This window comes from Streptomyces sp. NPDC088785, from assembly GCF_044750685.1.
Lineage (GTDB): Bacteria > Actinomycetota > Actinomycetes > Streptomycetales > Streptomycetaceae > Streptomyces.
Genome location: NZ_JBIVKH010000002.1, coordinates 995,856 through 1,011,462 on the forward strand (window position 1 = coordinate 995,856; position 15,607 = coordinate 1,011,462).

The window sequence follows — 15,607 nt, forward strand, 5'->3', positions numbered from 1 at the left end:
CCGGAGGGTGGGAAAAGCCTCCGGAACCAGGAATTCCACTCGTGTGGATCGCCTTCCTCAGCGGAATTCCTGGTCTACGGACCTTGCCGAATGGGTGGCCAGGAAGCCCACTAGGGGTGATCATGGGAAATCCAGAGCGCACTTCCCATGAGGAGGCACGGGTGGCCGAGACTCTGAAGAAGGGCAGCCGGGTGACCGGCGCCGCGCGCGACAAGCTCGCGGCAGACCTGAAGAAGAAGTACGACTCCGGTGCGAGCATTCGGGCGCTGGCCGAAGAGACCGGCCGCTCGTATGGCTTCGTCCACCGGATGCTCAGCGAGTCCGGGGTCACGCTGCGGGGTCGCGGCGGGGCTACGCGAGGCAAGAAGGCCGCTGCAAGCTGACGCGGCCGGCCCGTCCGTCCCCTGGCGGCGGGCCGCACGGCTCCCGTGGTGACCACCCGGTCGGTTCCCCGATCGGCCGAGTGGTTACTGTGCAGTCACTTAGGTCGTCCACGTCGTCCTGTGGACACGACTGCGCAGACTCGGAGGCCCAGATGGCAACGCTCGCACCCCTGCTCGACAAGGACGGGGTCCGGCTCACCGTCGACGATGCCATCGCCACGGTGACCCTGACCAACCCGGACAAGCGCAACGCTCAGTCTCCCGCTCTGTGGCGGGCGTTGACCGAGGCCGGGCGGTCACTGCCGGGCTCCGTGCGCGTCGTCGTGGTGCGCGGCGAGGGCAAGTCCTTCTCCGCCGGTCTCGACCGTCAGGCGTTCACGCCCGAGGGTTTCGACGGCGAGCCGTCCTTCATCGACCTGGCGCGCGGTGGCGACGATCTGCTCGACTCGACGATCGCCGAATACCAGAGCGCCTTCACCTGGCTGCGGCGCAGCGACATCCTGTCCGTCGCCGCGGTCCAGGGGCACGCGATCGGCGCGGGTTTCCAGCTCGCCCTCTCCTGTGACCTGCGCGTCGTCGCCGACGACGTGCAGTTCTCCATGCGCGAGACCAGCCTCGGCCTCGTCCCGGACCTGACCGGCACGCACCCGCTCGTCTCGCTCGTCGGATACGCGCGCGCCCTGGAGATCTGCGTCACCGGGCGCTACGTGCACGCCGACGAGGCCGTCGCCAGCGGTCTGGCCAATGTCGCCGTCCCCGCCGAACAGCTGGACGCGGCCGCCTCCGACCTGGTCGGCGCGCTGCTGGCCGCGCCGCGCGACGCCGTGATCGAGACCAAGGCCCTCCTCCAGGGCGCGTCCCGCCGCACCCTCGACGACCAGCGCACCGCCGAACGGGAGGCCCAGGGCCGCCGCCTGCGCGACCTGGCGGGCCTCGGCGACTGACCCCCCTCCGGCCGGCCCCCCTCTACCCGTCCGGCCGGTTCCCCTCCATCCGCCGGGCGGCCCGGCGGGCCCTGTGCGGCCGGCCCATCCGGTCGGCCGGACCGCCCACCTGACCGGCGAGACTCGTTGGCCCGTCGATCCGTCCGTCCGGCCGGGTCCGCTCCATCTGCTGGGCGGTCCGGCGGGCTCTGCGTGGGCGGTCGGGGCAGTCCGATGCGGCCTATGCGACCGATCGGGCTGGCCGATCCGGTCGGCGAGACTCGTTGGTCCGTCGATCCGTCCGTCCGGCCGGGTCCGCTCCATCTGCTGGGCGGTCCGGCGGGCTCTGCGTGGGCGGTCGGGGCAGTCCGATACGGCCGATCCGGCTGGCCGACCTGGTAGGCGAGACTCGTCGGCCCGTCGATCCGTCCGTCCGACCGGTTCCGCTTCACCCGCCGGGCAGCCCCGCTGTTCGGCGGACCGGGGCAGCCCGATCCGGCCGCCCCGGTCGGCCGACCCGCTGGCCCACCCGGTCGGCGGGTCGGACCGCTCAACCGCTCGGCGAGGCTTATCGGCCCGTCGATCCACCCGTCCGGCCGATGCACCTGGCCGGGCCGATCGGCGGAGCCGGAAACCCGGTCCGCGCGCGCCGTGAGCCTGTTCGCCCGTTCTCCCTGGCCGACCCCCGACCCGGCCGGGGTCCGGCGGACCCGGAAGGCGATCCGCCCGCGCCGGCGCGGCCCCGACCGGTTCGCCGAGCCGATCCACCCGCGGGCCGGACGAACGACGCGCCGGGTCTGCCCACCTCACCCTCGCACCGGCCCGCACCGCTCAGGCCGTCACCTCGGTGATCAGGACCGCCACGGTCGGCCCGTCCTGGAGGGCGGCGGAGACCGCCGTCCGGACCCCGCGGGCCACGTCCAGGGCGCGGTGCGACGACGCCACCGCCAGTTCCACCCGGACGTGCCGGTGCGGCAGCGTCGCCGGTGCCTGCGTCTCCTCGATGTGGACCGCCCGGCCCAGGCCGCCCAGGGCGCCCGTCAGCCGGACCACCCCGGCGACCCCCTGCGCCGCCCGCGCCGCGCGCCCCTCGTCGTCGTCGGGGACGGACCTCTCGGCCGGGGCGCCCGCGGGGCCCGGCTCGTCGGCCGCCGCCGGATCGGTGTCCAGGAGCGCCGTCACCTGGAGGTCCACCTCGGCCACCACCAGCCCGAGCCCGTCCCGCGCCGACTGCGCGAGCGCCTCCCGCAGCCGCGCCGCGGCCCGGGGCAACGGCTCCTCCGCCGTCGCCGAGCACTCCGCGACGATCCGCAGCGGCCCCGGCGGGAGCGCGCTCGGCGGAGCGGGCACCACCGACGCGGCGGAGTCGTCCGGATCGGCCAGGGCGAGCCGCACCGACCCAAGGCGCACCCCGCGCACCCCGGCCACGGCCCGGCGCAGCGCCTGCGCCGCCGCCCCCTCGGTGATCCACGCGCCGTCACCCGGTCCGCCCAACGGCAGCAATCTGCCGAATCCGAGCTGTTGCCTTACTGCCTGTGCCCATCGGTCTGCCGTCATCCACCCAGGCTGCCTCATCCCGGGCGCGGGCTCGGGTAACCGCACTTAGTGTGGGCAAAAGAAAGCAGGTTCCCGCAGGGAGACCGCACCTCACAAGAGGGGACACCCCCGATGAGCGACACCTCACAGAAGCCCGGCGACACGCCGACGGGCGCGCCCACAGGCCGGACCAACGTGACCAAGAAGGGCGGTGGCGACCCCGCGGGCCGGGGCCGCACCACCATCGCCGACGGCGTCGTCGAGAAGATCGCCGGACTCGCCGCGCGTGACGTCCTCGGCGTCCACGCGATGGGCAGCGGCCTCTCGCGCACCTTCGGCGCCGTCCGCGACCGGGTGCCCGGCGGCGGTGACAAGTCCGTCTCGCGCGGGGTCAAGGCCGAGGTCGGCGAGGTGCAGACCGCGCTCGACCTGGAGATCGTCGTCGAGTACGGCGTGTCGATCGCCGACACCGCCCGCGCGGTGCGGGAGAACGTGATCACGGCCGTCGAGCGGATGACAGGCCTTGAGGTCGTCGAGGTGAACATCGCCGTCAGCGACGTGAAGCTGCCGGACGAGGAAGACGAAGAGCCGGAGTCACGACTCCAGTGACGAGATCACGTAGCGGGCTGGGCAGCAGGCCCGAAAGAAGGAGCACACGATGAATCTGGCCGTGATCGGCATGATCGCCGGCATGGCTCTCGGGTTCGCCGGATACTTCGGTGGCTTCGGGGCCTTCCTGCTGGTGGCGGCGCTCGGCGCCATCGGCTTCGTCGCGGGCCGGTTCCTCGAAGGGGACCTGGAACCCGGCGAGTTCTTCCGCTCGCGCGGCGACCGGCGGCGGTGACCGGTGGCGACACAGGTCGCGCCGGCCGAGCGCGGCGCGACCCGGATCGCCGACCGGGTCGTCGCGAAGATCGCCGCGCACGCGGCGCGTGAGGCCCTGGACACGATCCCCGAGGACGGCGCGCCCCCGCACGCCGCGGTCGCGGTGCACCAGGGCGCCGCGCGCGTACGCATCAGTCTGGAGCTCGGCTTCCCGGCCGACATCGGCGCCCAGTGCGGCGCCGTGCGTCGCCAAGTGGCCGAGCGGGTAAGGACGTTGGCGGGCATGGAAGTGCCGGAGGTGGCCGTCCTCGTGGAGCGGCTGCACGCGGCGGACAGCGAGCGGGGGAGGATCCGATGAGCGAGCCCACCCAGCGCGTGCCGGTGGTCGAGCAGGGCCCCGGGACCCCCGACGGCCTCGACCAGTCGGCCTCCGCGTCCGCCTACGAGCCGCGCCCCACCCTGGAGGGCGAGGCGAAGGCGGGCCGCTTCTGGTCGGCCCGCCGCATCCCGGCCGCGCTCGCCGCCCTGGTGCTGCTCGGCGGCGTCGGCCTGCTGCTCTACGACATCGCCGCGGTCCGGGCCGGGCGCGACGCCATGCAGTGGCGCCGCACGCTCGCCGACGACCTCGCCACCCGTCCGCTCGACGACACCGCCGTGCTGATCGGCGCCGGTGTCGCCGCCGCCCTCGGCCTGTGGCTGATCGTCCTCGCGGTGACGCCCGGGCTGCGCGCGGTCCTGCCGATGCGCCGCACCCACCCCGACGTCCGCGCGGGCCTGCACCGGGACGCCGCCGCCATGGTGCTGCGCGACCGGGCCATGGAGGTGCCGGGCGTGCAGTCCGTACGCGTACGGATGAAGCGGTCCAAGGCGGATGTGCGGGCGGTCTCGCACTTCCGCGAACTCGACGACGTACGGGCCGACCTGGACACCGCGCTGGGCGACGGCATCACCGGCCTCGGGCTCGGTTCCGCGCCCCGCCTCTCGGTGCACGTGGCCCGGCCCGGACGGAAGGGATGACCGGCGTGCTCAGGACCGTGAACCGGATCGTGCTCGGCCTGCTCGGCCTGCTCCTCGTCCTCGGCGGCGGCTCGGTGCTCGCCGTGGGGCTCGGGGTGAAGCCGCCGTCCTGGTGGATCCACGACGGCAAGGACGACGTGCTGCTGAGCGTCGCCGACCGTCAGCGCTGGCGCGCCGACGGCTGGTGGTGGCCGGTGGTGATCGCCGCGCTCGCCGTGGTCGTGCTGCTCGCGCTGTGGTGGCTGGTCGCCCAGCTCCGGCGCCGCAGGCTCTCCGAGGTCCTGGTCGACACGGGCGACGGCGAGGGCGCGCTGCTGCGCGGCCGCGCCCTGGAGAGCGTGCTGGTGAGCGGCGCCGAGGCGCTGGACGGCGTGGAGCGGGCCGGCGCCGTGCTGACCGGCCGGCGCTCCGCCCCGCAGGCCAGGGTGGGTCTCACCCTCGCCCCGCACGCGTCGCCCGGCGCGACCCTGGACCGCCTCGGCGACGACGCCCTGGCCCGGGCCAGGGACTCGGCGGGCCTGGCGTCCCTCCCGGCGGAGGTCCGCCTGCGCGCGGTCAAGCACCGCGCGGAGCGGGTGAACTGACCCGGCCGCACAGCACGCCCGACCCGCACGGCACCGGCACCGGATCGACCCAGATCCGGTGCCGGTGCCGCATCGGCTTCGAGGACCCGTACCAGTACCGGCACGGGTCCTCGACTCAGAACCCGTGCCGGTGCCGGATCGGCTCCCCGGCTCAGAACCCGTGCCGGAACCCGCCGTCGACCGGCAGCATGACCCCGGTCAGGTACGACGCGGCCGGCGACAGGAAGAACGCGGCGGCCCGGCCGAACTCCTCCGGCGTGCCGTACCGGCGCAGCGGGATCCGCGACTCGTTGGCGGTGCGGGTCGCCACCGGGTCCGCCGAGTTCCCGTCCAGCTCCCGCACCCGGTCGGTGTCGATACGGGACGGCAGCAGCCCCACCACCCGGATGCCGCGCGGCCCCAGCTCGTCGGCGAGCGACTTGGCGAACCCGGCGAGGCCCGGCCGCAGCCCGTTGGAGATGGTCAGCCCCGGGATCGGCTCGTGCACCGAACCGGAGAGCACGAACCCGATGACGCCGCCGTCACTCAGCTCGGCCGCCGCCGCCCGGGCGAGCCGCACCGCGCCCATGAACACCGACGCGAACGCCGACTCCCACTGCTCGTCCGTGTTGTCGGCGACGAACCCCGGCGCGGGCCCGCCCACGCTGACGAGAATGCCGTCGAACGCGCCGAACCGCTCGCGGGCGGCGCCGATCACCTGTTCGGCGACGGCCGGGTCTGCGTTGTCGACGGCGACCCCGTGCGCGTTCGGACCCAGCTCGGCGGCGGCGTCCTCGACCTTCTGCGCGTCGCGCCCGGTGATGACCACCTTCGCGCCGTCGCCGACGAGCTGGCGCGCGGCGGCGTTGCCGAGGCCGCGGGTCGCGCCGGTGACTACGTAGACACGGTCCTTCAGTCCAAGATCCATGGAACTATCCTGCCTCGCCGTCCGGCTCCGGCGCGAACAGGGTGAGCGCGGTGCCCACGAGTCCGATGTGGCTGAACGCCTGCGGGAAGTTGCCCAGCTGGCAGCCGGCCACGGGGTCGTACTCCTCGGCGAGCAGCCCCACGTCGTTGCGCAGCTCCATCAGCCGTTCGAACAGCTCCCGGGCCTCCTCCGTCCGGCCCGTCAGGTGCAGCGCGTCGGCCAGCCAGAACGAGCAGACGAGGAAGGCGCCCTCGTCGCCGGGCAGGCCGTCGACCTCCGCCCCGTCCGTGTTGTACCGGCGCAGCAGGCCGTCCCGCGTCAGCTCGGCCCGTACCGCGTCAACCGTGCCGACGATCCGCGGGTCGTCGGCCGGCAGGAACCCGACGCGGGGCAGGAGCAGCAGCGCCGCGTCGAGCTCCCGCGAGCCGTAGGACTGGGTGAACGTGCCCCGCTCGGTGTCGTAGCCGCGCTCGCACACATCGCGGTGGATGGTGTCGCGCAGTTTGCGCAGCCGGTCGAGGTCGCCCGGCAGCTGCGGGTCCTCCTCCATGGACCGTACGGTGCGGTCCACGGCGACCCACGTCATCACCTTCGAGTGGACGAAGTGGCGGCGCCGCCCGCGCACCTCCCACAGTCCCTCGTCGGGCTCGGACCACGCGTCCTGGAGGAAGTCGAGCAGCGCCAGTTGCAGCTGCCAGGCGTGCGGCCCGGCCTCCAGGCCCGACCGGCGGGCCAGCGCCAGCGAGTCGACCACCTCGCCGTACACGTCGAGCTGCAACTGCTGCACGGCCTCGTTCCCGGTCCGTACGGGACGGGAGGCGCGGAAGCCGTCCAGCCAGTGCAGCTCCTGCTCGGGCAGCCGCCGCTCGCCGGAGAGCCCGTACATGATCTGGAGGTCGGCGGGGTTGCCCGCGGCGGCCCGCAGCAGCCAGTCGCGCCAGGCCAGGGCCTCCTCCTGGTAGCCCGCGGACAGCAGCGCGCCGAGGGCGAGGGTGGAGTCGCGCAGCCAGCAGTAGCGGTAGTCCCAGTTCCGTACGCCGCCGATCTCCTCCGGCAGCGAGGTGGTGGGCGCGGCCACGATGCCGCCGGTCGGCGCGTACGTCAGGGCCTTGAGCGTCAGCAGGGAGCGCAGCACGGCGTCCCGGTGCGGCCCGTCGTAGCTGCACCGGTCGGCCCAGGCCCGCCAGTCCTCCAGGCTGTGCCGCAGCGACTCGTACGGGTCGACGAGCGCGGGCCGCTCCTCGTGCGAGGGGTGCCAGGTCAGGACGAAGGCGACCCGCTCGCCCTCCGCCACCGTGAACTCGGCGTGCGTGGCGAAGTCCTCGCCCCAGCTGTGCACCTCGGGCTCGCTGCGCAGCCACGCGGAGTCGGGCCCGGCCACGGCCACCCGGTGTCCGTCGACGCGGCGCATCCACGGCACGATGGAGCCGTAGTCGAAGCGCAGGCGCAGCGCGCTGTGCACGGTGACCCGGCCGCTGAGCCCCTCGACGATGCGGATCAGGTCGGGCGCCTGGTCGCGCTGCGGCATGAAGTCGGTGACCCGGATGCTGCCCTCTTCGGTGTCCCACTCGGTGTCGAGCACGAGGGAGTCGGACCGGTAGGAGCGGCGCGTGCAGTCCCCGTCGGCGTCCTTCGGGGCGATCCGCCAGTGGCCGTTCTCCTCGTCGCCGAGCAGTGCGGAGAAACAGGCGGGCGAGTCGAAGCGCGGCAGACACAGCCAGTCGACGGAACCGCCCCGGGAGATCAGGGCGGCGGTCTGTTCGTCGCCGACGAGCGCGTAGTCCTCGATGGATCGATGCATGGGTTGCGCCTGCCCCGTCCGGGGCCGGGGGAACTGCCCGGAGGGTCACACACGACCGGGACGCGCGAGCGGCCTCGGCCGGGCGGCCGAGTGCGCGGCCCGGCTAGGGCCTGTCCGGCGGATCTTGTCGCGGGCGCGGGCTCCGGCACGCCGACCTGCGGCGTTGTCGTCGGTTGCCGACGCTCCGCGTCGACGCCCTCCTCCGCCTTGCATCCCGACGCACCGGGCCCCGCTCACTAGCACAGAAATACGCGGGCACCCGACTACGACCTGATCGGCCGGACACGCCCTAGACGGCGGCCGGGGCCACCTCGTCGACGGCCTCGTCGTCCTCCTTGCGGCGCCGGTCACGCAGCTCCCGGCGCAGCAGCACCACCCAGCCCACGGGCACCGCGGCGGCGAACAGCCACCACTGGTACGCGTAGGCGAGGTTCAGAGCGGCGTCCTCCTTGCCCGGCTGGCCGAGCTGCTCCGGGACGTCGCCCCCGGGGTCGGGTGCGGTCTGCGCGATGTATCCGCCGAGGACCCGGGTGCCGCCGCCGAGGCGCTTCGCCTCCTGCGCGCTGTTGATCAGCATGACCTGCCGGTCGGGCAGGCCCCGCAGGTTCTTGATGCCGCTGGCCGCGGTCGTCTCGTCGGGCATCAGCCGGCCCTGGAGGGTGGTCTCGCCGGCCGGCGGGGCGGGAATCTTCGGGAAGGTGGTCTGGCTGCCGCTGTCGGGGACCCAGCCCCGGTTCACCAGCAGGATCTTGCCGTCCTTCAGGACGAACGGGGTCAGGACGTGGTAGCCGACCTCGTCGTTGGAGTTGACCCGGCGGCGCACGACGACCTCGTCGTCGGTGTCGAAGCGGCCGGTGGCCGTGACCGTGCGGTAGCGCTCCTTGCTGGTGACGGTGTGCCCGACGGACGCCAGGTCCTCGACGGGGACCGGCTTCGCCTTCAGCGCGTCGGTGACCAGCTGGTTGCGGGCGGCGCGCTCGTCGTGGCGGTGCATCTGCCAGATGCCCAGCCGGATCATCGTGGGGATGAGGACGAGGGCGACCAGCGTGAGGATCACCCACTGCCGAGTCAACAGGAAGCGGTACACCCCATGACGGTACCGCTCGGCCATGGGGTGTTCTCAGGGGGGTGCGCCCCGCCCGGGCGGCGGGGTGCGGCGGGGGTCAGACCTTGTCGACGATGCCCACCCGCCCCTCGGAGCGGGCGCAGTGCGCCCCGCAGTACCAGTGGCCCTCGACCTCGACGCCCTGCCCGATGATCCGCGAGCGGCAGTGCTCGCAGATCGGCGCCATGCGGTGGATGGCGCAGGAGAAACAGTCGAAGACGTGCACCGCGCCCTGCGCGTGCACCTCGAAGGACATGCCGTAGTCGTTTCCGCAGACCTCGCAACGTGCCATGCGCCACAGGGTGCGGGTGCGGGCCCCGGTGGGCGAGCGGACGCGGGGCGAGTCGCTCCGCAAATCACCCGTCTGTCCGTCATCTCCCCTTATTTACGGACGATTGCTTCCCGGGCGGGCGCCTGCTTCGGGCGGGACGGGTCGGGCGCCGCGGTCGCTGCGCCGCGGTCGCTACGCCCCGTCCGCGTCGGCCACGTCCTGGAGGAGCTGGCCGAACGCTGCCTCGTCCACGACCGGCGTCCCGAACTGCTTCGCCTTCACGGACTTCGACGTGTACGAGTCCGGGTCGTTCGTCACCAGCAGGCTGGTCAGCCGCGACAGGCTCGTCGCCACGTGCAGCCCCGCCTCGACCGCGCGGTCCTCCAGGAGCTCCCGGTCGACCGAGGTGTCCCCGGAGAACGCGACCCGCATGCCCTGCTTGAGCGGTCTGCCCGACTCGTAGCGACCCGGGTTCGGGTACGGGCACGCCGGCCGCTTGCGCGAGGGGCGCCAGCCGGCCCCGGCGCCGCTCCCGCGGTACGCGGACTGCTGCCGCGGCACGGACTGCTCGGCCCACTCGGTGAGGGGCCGGCACTCCAGGAGCGGCAGCCGCATGTTCCGCGTGGCGGCCGCCGTCAGGCTCGGGCGGAACGCCTCGGCGAGCACCCGCGCGTCGTCCAGCGCGTGGTGCGCGCGCTCCTGGACGACCCCGAAGTGCGCGGCCAGCGACTCCAGCTTGTGGTTGGGCAGCGGCAGCCCGAGCTCCTTGGACAGCGCGATGGTGCACAGCCGCTGCCGCACCGGCGCCGCGCTCCGCGCCCGCGCGTACTCGCGCGAGATCATCGACCAGTCGAACACCGCGTTGTGCGCGACCAGGACGCGGCCCTCCAGCCGCGCGGCGAACTCCTCGGCGATGTCCGGGAAGAGCGGCGCCCCCGCCAGCACGTCGTTCGTGAGGCCGTGGATCCAGACCGGGCCCGGGTCCCGCTCCGGGTTGACCAGGGTGTACCAGTGGTCCTCGACCTCGCCGCGGGCGTCCAGGCGGTAGACGGCGGCCGAGATTATCCGGTCGTCCCTGGAGAGGCCGGTGGTCTCCACGTCGACGACCGCGTATCCCTGCGGATACGCGGCCGGCCAGGGGGCTGCGGACGCTGCGGTCGGGCGGTCTTCGAGCATGGTCCCTGAGGATACGGGCCCTCACTGACACTCCGGTCGCCGCCGTCCCCCTCGCGCGCCTCCCGGGAACCCGCCGCTCCCGGACCCGGCTCAAGTGGCCGGACCGAGCAGCGACTTCACCAGGGCGCGGACCGACGTGTCGAACAGCCGCTCGGTGTCCACGGGGGCGGCGAGGGCCCGGGCGAGCGCCCGGTCGTCCTCGGCGGCGGGCGCCTGCGCCCCCGCCCACAGCTCCTCCTCGCCGGGCCGCTGCACCGGCGCACGCTCCCTGTTGCGCTCCACCAGGACGTGCCCGACGACCTGGAAGAGCACCGCCCGCACGGCCTCGGCCGCGGCCGCCCCGCGCAGCCCCGCCGCGTGCACCTCGTGCACGAGGGCCCGCTGCACCGGCAGGAACATGTGCTCGGTCAGCCCGCGCTCGTGCACCATCGCCACCAGGTGGGGACGGGCGCGCAGCTGGCGGCGCAAGGTGCGCGCGATGGACACGACCCGCTCCCGCGGATCCCGCCCGCGCGGCCGGATGTCGCCGAGGTCGGCGACGGTCCGCCGCACCAGGGCGTCGAGCAGCGACTCGCGATTGCCGACGTGCCAGTAGATCGACGTGACGGCCGTGCCGAGCTCGGCGGCCAGCTTGCGCATGGACAGCGCCTCGGGTCCGTGCTGCTTCACGAGGTCGCCCGCGACGGACAGGACCTCGTCCCGGGTGAGCGGCGCGCGTGCCATCCCTGGCCCCCTCGACTTCCGTCCGTGCACGTGTCTTTACCCTTCATCGCCGCCGGTGTAACTGTGTTACAGGCGCCGAGCGCACGACCCCCGACACGTCACGGACGAAGGGCGGTACGACATGGCACGCGTACGGTACGGAGCGCGCACCGAGGCGGAGATCGCCGCCGCGCGCACCGCGAGCAGCAAGCTCCCCGACATCTGGTCCACCGGCGTGGTCGCCGTGTGGGAGTCCGATCCGGACGCCGTGGCCGCGGTCCTGCCGCCGCCGCTCAAGCCCACCGAGCGGCCCCTGGTGCGGGCCACCGTCAGCAAGGTCGATCTGCCGGGCTACCCGCTGGGCGCCGGCTCGGTCGCCGTCGCCGCCGAGCACGGGGGAGTGCGCGGCTGGTATCCGCTCGTCATGCCGATGACCCATGAGCGGGCCCTCATCGGCGGCCGCGAGGTCTTCGGCGAACCCAAGAAGCTCGGCGAGGTCACCGTGGAGCGCGAGGGCCTGGTGGTACGGGCCGCGCTCGCCCGGCACGGCATCGCGTTCGTCGAGGTGCGCGGCGCGGTCAGCGGCCCCCTGCCGGTGCCGGAGCCCACCCGCAAGACGGACTTCTACTTCAAGTTCCTGCCGGCCGTGGACGGCGAGGGCTTCGACGCCGACCCGGTGCTCGTGCACTGCCGGCGCAACGAGAAGGTCAGGAAGCTGGAGCGGATCACCGGCGACGTCGTCCTGCGCGAGTCCATGTACGACCCCGTGGCCGACCTCCCCGTGCGCGCCCTGGTCGAGATCACCATCGGCGAGAAGACCACCGACCAGCGGGGCAGGGTCGTCGAACGGGTCAGCGCCCAGGCCCTGCTCCCGTACATCCACCAGCGCTACGACGACCCCGGGCAGATCCTCGACGGCCCGCCCGAGGGGAGCGTGTGACATGGAGCTGCGCGAAGGACAGGTCGCCGTCGTCACGGGCGCGGCGAGCGGCATCGGCCTCGCCATGGCGCGGCGGTTCGCGGCGGACGGCCTGAAGGTGGTGCTCGCCGACGTCGAGAAGGGGGCCCTGGAGGCGGCGGCCGACGCACTCCGGGCCGACGGCGCACGCGTCCACGCGCGCGTGGTCGACGTCGGCGAGCGCGAGCAGGTCGTCGCCCTGGCCGAGGACACGTACGCCACCTTCGGCGCCTGCCACGTGCTCTGCAACAACGCGGGCGTCGGCTCCGGCGCCGAGGGCCGCATGTGGGAGCACGAACCCAACGACTGGAAGTGGGCGTTCGACGTCAACGTGTGGGGGGTCTTCCACGGCATCCAGGCGTTCCTGCCCCGGATGCTCGCGGGCGGCGGACCCGGCCACGTCGTCAACACCTCCTCCGGCGACGGCGGCATCGCCCCGCTGCCGACGGCCTCGGTCTACGCGGTCACGAAGGCCGCCGTCGTCACCCTCACCGAGTCGCTGTACGCGCATCTGAGGGCCGAGCACGCGCGCGTGGGCGCCTCCGTGCTCTTCCCCGGCCCCCACATGCTGCGCACCGGCCTGTGGGAGTCGCACCGCAACCGGCCCGACCGCTTCGCCAAGGAGCGCCCGCGCAGAACGCCGTACCGCAGCCTCGACCAGTGGGAGGCCGCGATGCGGGCGGCGGGCAAGGAGATCGCGTTCACGCCCGTCGAGGAGGTGGCCGACCTCGTCGCCGAGGGCATCGCGGCGGACCGGTTCTGGCTGCTGCCCGCGAGCGAGCACAGCGACCGGCAGATCCGGGCGCGCTCGCGTTCGATGCTGGACCGGGCGAACCCGGCGTACCTGGAGAGCTTCATTCTCGACTGAGAACGTGAGGGACGTGTGATGTCGGCTCAGCGGAACGACCCGTATCTGATCATCTCCTCCGACTGCCACGCCGGACTGCCCACCGAGGAGTACCGGCCCTACCTCGACAGCCGTTTCCACCGCGCCTTCGACGACTTCCTCGGCCAGCGGGACGCCCGCCGCGCGGAGGCGACGCGGCTGGGCATCCGCAACGACGCGTTCGCCGCGAAGTGGTTCGCCGACAACGCCGCGGGGCTGCGCGGCGGCTGGGACGCCGCCCAGCGCCTCAAGGAACTCGACGGCGACGGGGTGGCCGCCGAGGTCGTCTTCCCCGACGCGGACGCCGTCGACAGCGGGACGGCGGCGCCCTTCGGGGTCGGGCTCGGCCTCTCCGGCGACCAGGACCCCGAGCTCGGCATGGCCGGCGCCCAGGCGCACAACCGGTGGCTCGCCGAGTTCGTCGGACAGCACCCCGAACGCCACTGCGGCGTCGCCCTGCTGCCCATCACGGCCGACCCCGGGAAGGTCGTCGCCGAGGTGCACCGGGCCAAGGAGTCCGGGCTCGGCGCCCTGATGATCCCGTCCATGTGGGTCGACCACGACCCGTACCACGCGAGCCGCTACGACCCCGTGTGGGCGGCGGCGGCCGAGTGCGGGATGCCCGTCGTCACGCACTCGGGGGCCGCGCCCCGGCACGAGTACGGCGACCACCTCGGCATCTATGTGAGCGAGGTGACGTGGTGGCCCGCCCGCCCGCTCTGGTTCCTGCTGTGGTCGGGCGTCTTCGAGCGGCACCCCGGCCTGAGGTTCGGCATCGCGGAGTCGGGCTGCTGGTGGCTGCCCAACCTGCTCTGGTTCATGGACCGCCTCTACCTGGGCGCCCACGGCGGCAAGAAGCTCTCACCGTTCGCCGAGCTGAAGCGCCCGCCGCACGAGTACCTGGACCGGCAGGTCTTCATCTGCGCCACCAACACCAAGCGCCGCGAACTCGCCCAGCGCTACGAGATCGGCGTCGACAACATCCTGTGGGGCAGCGACTTCCCGCACCCCGAGGGGACCTGGCCCGACACGCGCGCGTGGCTGCGCAAGACCTTCCACGACATCCCCGTCGCCGAGACCCGGCGCATGCTCGGCCTGGCCGCCGCCGAGGTCTTCGGCTTCGACACCGAGAAGCTGGCGCCGCTCGCCCGCCGCATCGGCCCGACCCCGGCCGACTTCGGCCAGGACGCCGACCAGAGCGCCGTGGAGGCGTCCTGGGCACGCTCGCGCGAGGTGGGCCGGCACTGGCTGACCGACCACGACTTCCCCACGATCGGGGTGCGGCCGTGACCACGCCCCCGGACCACTACACCGTGATCTCGGCGGACTGCCACGCGGGCGCCGACCTCCTCGACTACCGCCCCTACCTGGAGTCCCGGCACCACGACGCCTTCGACGCCTGGGCCGCCGGCTACGTCAACCCCTACGCGGACCTGCTCGCCGACACCGCCGACCGCAACTGGAACTCCGGGCGCCGGATCGAGGAGCTGGAGCGGGACGGCATCGTCGCCGAGGTCGTCTTCCCCAACACCATCCCGCCGTTCTTCCCGTCCGCCTCCCTCATGGCGCCCGCCCCCACCCGCGAGGAGTTCGAACAGCGCTGGGCGGGCCTGCGCGCCCACAACCGCTGGCTCGCGGACTTCTGCGCCGCCGCGCCCGGCCGCCGGGCGGGCGTCTTCCAGATCCTCCTCAACGACGTGGAGGAGGCCGTGAAGGAGGTCCGCTGGGCGGCGGACGCGGGCCTCAGGGGCGGCCTGCTGCTGCCCGGCACACCGCCGGGCTCCGGGCTTCCCGAGCTGTACTCGGCGGCGTACGACCCCCTGTGGCGGGTCTGCGCCGAACTCGGCGTGCCGGTCAACCACCACGCCGGCTCGGCCTCCCCGCCGCTCGGCGACGAACCCGCCGCCCGCGCGGTGTTCATGGTCGAGACCACCTGGTTCTCGCACCGCGCCCTGTGGCACCTCGTCTTCGGCGGCGCCTTCCGCCGGCACCCCGACCTCAGGCTCGTCCTCACCGAGCAGGGCTCCGGGTGGATCCCCGGCGTCCTCGACATGCTGGACTACTACCACGCGCGTCTCGTGCGGGCCGCCACGAAGGCGGACACCGCGGAGTCCAAGTTCGGCGCGGGGCTCGCCGATTCGATGGGCAAGGGCCCCTCCACCGTGTGGCGCGAGAACTGCTTCGTGGGCGCCAGTTTCATGCGCCCCCACGAAGTACCGCTGCGCGACCGCATCGGCCTCGACAAGATCATGTGGGGCAGCGACTACCCGCACGACGAGGGCACGTACCCGTACACGCGCGAAGGGCTGCGCATCGCGTACGCGGGACTGCCGCGCGACGAGATCGCCGCCATGGTCGGCGGCAACGCCGCCCGCGTCTACGGCTTCGACCTCGCCCTCCTCGACCCGATCGCCGCGCGCGTGGGCCCCACCGTCGCCGAGATCGACGAACCGCTGAAGGCGCCACCGGCCGACGCCACCAGTCCGGTCTTCGCGCCCGGAGCGTCGGTCCGGGTCTGGTGAGAGCCGGGAGT

General features: G+C 73.6%; 18 protein-coding genes. 11 read left to right on the plus strand and 7 right to left on the minus strand.

What is annotated here, in order from left to right:
* The first annotated feature begins 161 nt into the window (after positions 1–161).
* On the plus strand, positions 162–383 hold the full coding sequence (locus ACIP5K_RS10170; RefSeq protein WP_018533414.1) for a helix-turn-helix domain-containing protein: 222 nt from the start codon (positions 162–164) through the stop codon (positions 381–383).
* Positions 384–535: 152 nt separating this feature from the next.
* On the plus strand, positions 536–1,327 hold the full coding sequence (locus ACIP5K_RS10175) for an enoyl-CoA hydratase/isomerase family protein (protein WP_401407398.1): 792 nt from the start codon (positions 536–538) through the stop codon (positions 1,325–1,327).
* Positions 1,328–2,137: 810 nt separating this feature from the next.
* Here the strand turns inward: ACIP5K_RS10175 and ACIP5K_RS10180 are convergent.
* The gene (locus ACIP5K_RS10180; RefSeq protein WP_401407400.1) at positions 2,138–2,863 is read right to left on the minus strand and encodes a nucleopolyhedrovirus P10 family protein; all 726 of its coding nucleotides are present in this window, start codon (positions 2,861–2,863) and stop codon (positions 2,138–2,140) included.
* 111 nt (positions 2,864–2,974) lie between these two features.
* Between ACIP5K_RS10180 and ACIP5K_RS10185 the strand changes: the two genes are divergently transcribed.
* From ACIP5K_RS10185 to amaP, 5 genes are read left to right on the plus strand one after another with little or no spacing between them, the layout of a single operon-like run.
* Complete coding sequence (locus ACIP5K_RS10185; RefSeq protein WP_401407402.1) at positions 2,975–3,451, plus strand: Asp23/Gls24 family envelope stress response protein; 477 nt, start codon at positions 2,975–2,977, stop codon at positions 3,449–3,451.
* A gap of 49 nt (positions 3,452–3,500) precedes the next feature.
* Positions 3,501–3,686: a hypothetical protein gene (locus tag ACIP5K_RS10190; RefSeq protein WP_338695133.1), complete on the plus strand. Its 186-nt coding sequence runs from the start codon at positions 3,501–3,503 to the stop codon at positions 3,684–3,686.
* A gap of 3 nt (positions 3,687–3,689) precedes the next feature.
* A complete protein-coding gene (locus ACIP5K_RS10195) occupies positions 3,690–4,025 on the plus strand; it encodes a hypothetical protein (protein ID WP_401407404.1) in 336 nt (111 codons plus the stop codon).
* Positions 4,022–4,684 carry a DUF6286 domain-containing protein gene (locus ACIP5K_RS10200; RefSeq protein WP_401407406.1) on the plus strand — a complete coding sequence of 221 codons (663 nt, stop codon included), beginning with the start codon at positions 4,022–4,024 and terminating at the stop codon, positions 4,682–4,684. Before ACIP5K_RS10195 ends, ACIP5K_RS10200 begins: the two co-directional genes overlap by 4 nt.
* Positions 4,681–5,268, plus strand: a complete 588-nt coding sequence (amaP, locus tag ACIP5K_RS10205; RefSeq protein WP_401407408.1) for an alkaline shock response membrane anchor protein AmaP — start codon at positions 4,681–4,683, stop codon at positions 5,266–5,268. The genes ACIP5K_RS10200 and amaP overlap by 4 nt, the downstream gene beginning before the upstream one ends.
* 151 nt (positions 5,269–5,419) lie before the next feature.
* Here amaP and ACIP5K_RS10210 read toward each other — a convergent pair whose 3' ends face one another.
* From ACIP5K_RS10210 to ACIP5K_RS10235, 6 genes are all read right to left on the minus strand, one after another.
* Positions 5,420–6,175: an SDR family oxidoreductase gene (locus tag ACIP5K_RS10210; protein WP_401407410.1), complete on the minus strand. Its 756-nt coding sequence runs from the start codon at positions 6,173–6,175 to the stop codon at positions 5,420–5,422.
* Positions 6,176–6,179: 4 nt separating this feature from the next.
* Entirely contained in the window at positions 6,180–7,976 is a 1,797-nt protein-coding gene (locus ACIP5K_RS10215) for a glycoside hydrolase family 15 protein (RefSeq protein WP_401407412.1), read from the minus strand.
* Between the two features lie 289 nt (positions 7,977–8,265).
* Positions 8,266–9,063, minus strand: a complete 798-nt coding sequence (locus tag ACIP5K_RS10220) for an SURF1 family protein (protein ID WP_401407414.1) — start codon at positions 9,061–9,063, stop codon at positions 8,266–8,268.
* A 76-nt stretch (positions 9,064–9,139) separates the two neighbouring features.
* A complete protein-coding gene (locus tag ACIP5K_RS10225; RefSeq protein ID WP_111667090.1) occupies positions 9,140–9,373 on the minus strand; it encodes a hypothetical protein in 234 nt (77 codons plus the stop codon).
* A gap of 171 nt (positions 9,374–9,544) precedes the next feature.
* A complete protein-coding gene (locus ACIP5K_RS10230; protein WP_401407416.1) occupies positions 9,545–10,528 on the minus strand; it encodes a DEDDh family exonuclease in 984 nt (327 codons plus the stop codon).
* A 90-nt stretch (positions 10,529–10,618) separates the two neighbouring features.
* Positions 10,619–11,251: a TetR/AcrR family transcriptional regulator gene (locus tag ACIP5K_RS10235; RefSeq protein ID WP_401407418.1), complete on the minus strand. Its 633-nt coding sequence runs from the start codon at positions 11,249–11,251 to the stop codon at positions 10,619–10,621.
* Positions 11,252–11,372: 121 nt separating this feature from the next.
* On the opposite strand from ACIP5K_RS10235, the gene ACIP5K_RS10240 reads away from it, so the two are divergent.
* The 4 genes from ACIP5K_RS10240 to ACIP5K_RS10255 are packed head-to-tail and all read left to right on the plus strand — an operon-like array spanning position 11,373 to position 15,596.
* On the plus strand, positions 11,373–12,170 hold the full coding sequence (locus ACIP5K_RS10240) for an acetoacetate decarboxylase family protein (protein ID WP_401407420.1): 798 nt from the start codon (positions 11,373–11,375) through the stop codon (positions 12,168–12,170).
* Between the two features lies 1 nt (position 12,171).
* On the plus strand, positions 12,172–13,056 hold the full coding sequence (locus ACIP5K_RS10245; protein WP_401407422.1) for an SDR family NAD(P)-dependent oxidoreductase: 885 nt from the start codon (positions 12,172–12,174) through the stop codon (positions 13,054–13,056).
* 18 nt (positions 13,057–13,074) lie between these two features.
* Complete coding sequence (locus ACIP5K_RS10250; protein WP_401407424.1) at positions 13,075–14,364, plus strand: amidohydrolase family protein; 1,290 nt, start codon at positions 13,075–13,077, stop codon at positions 14,362–14,364.
* Positions 14,361–15,596 carry an amidohydrolase family protein gene (locus ACIP5K_RS10255; RefSeq protein ID WP_401407426.1) on the plus strand — a complete coding sequence of 412 codons (1,236 nt, stop codon included), beginning with the start codon at positions 14,361–14,363 and terminating at the stop codon, positions 15,594–15,596. The genes ACIP5K_RS10250 and ACIP5K_RS10255 overlap by 4 nt, the downstream gene beginning before the upstream one ends.
* Positions 15,597–15,607: the final 11 nt, after the last annotated feature.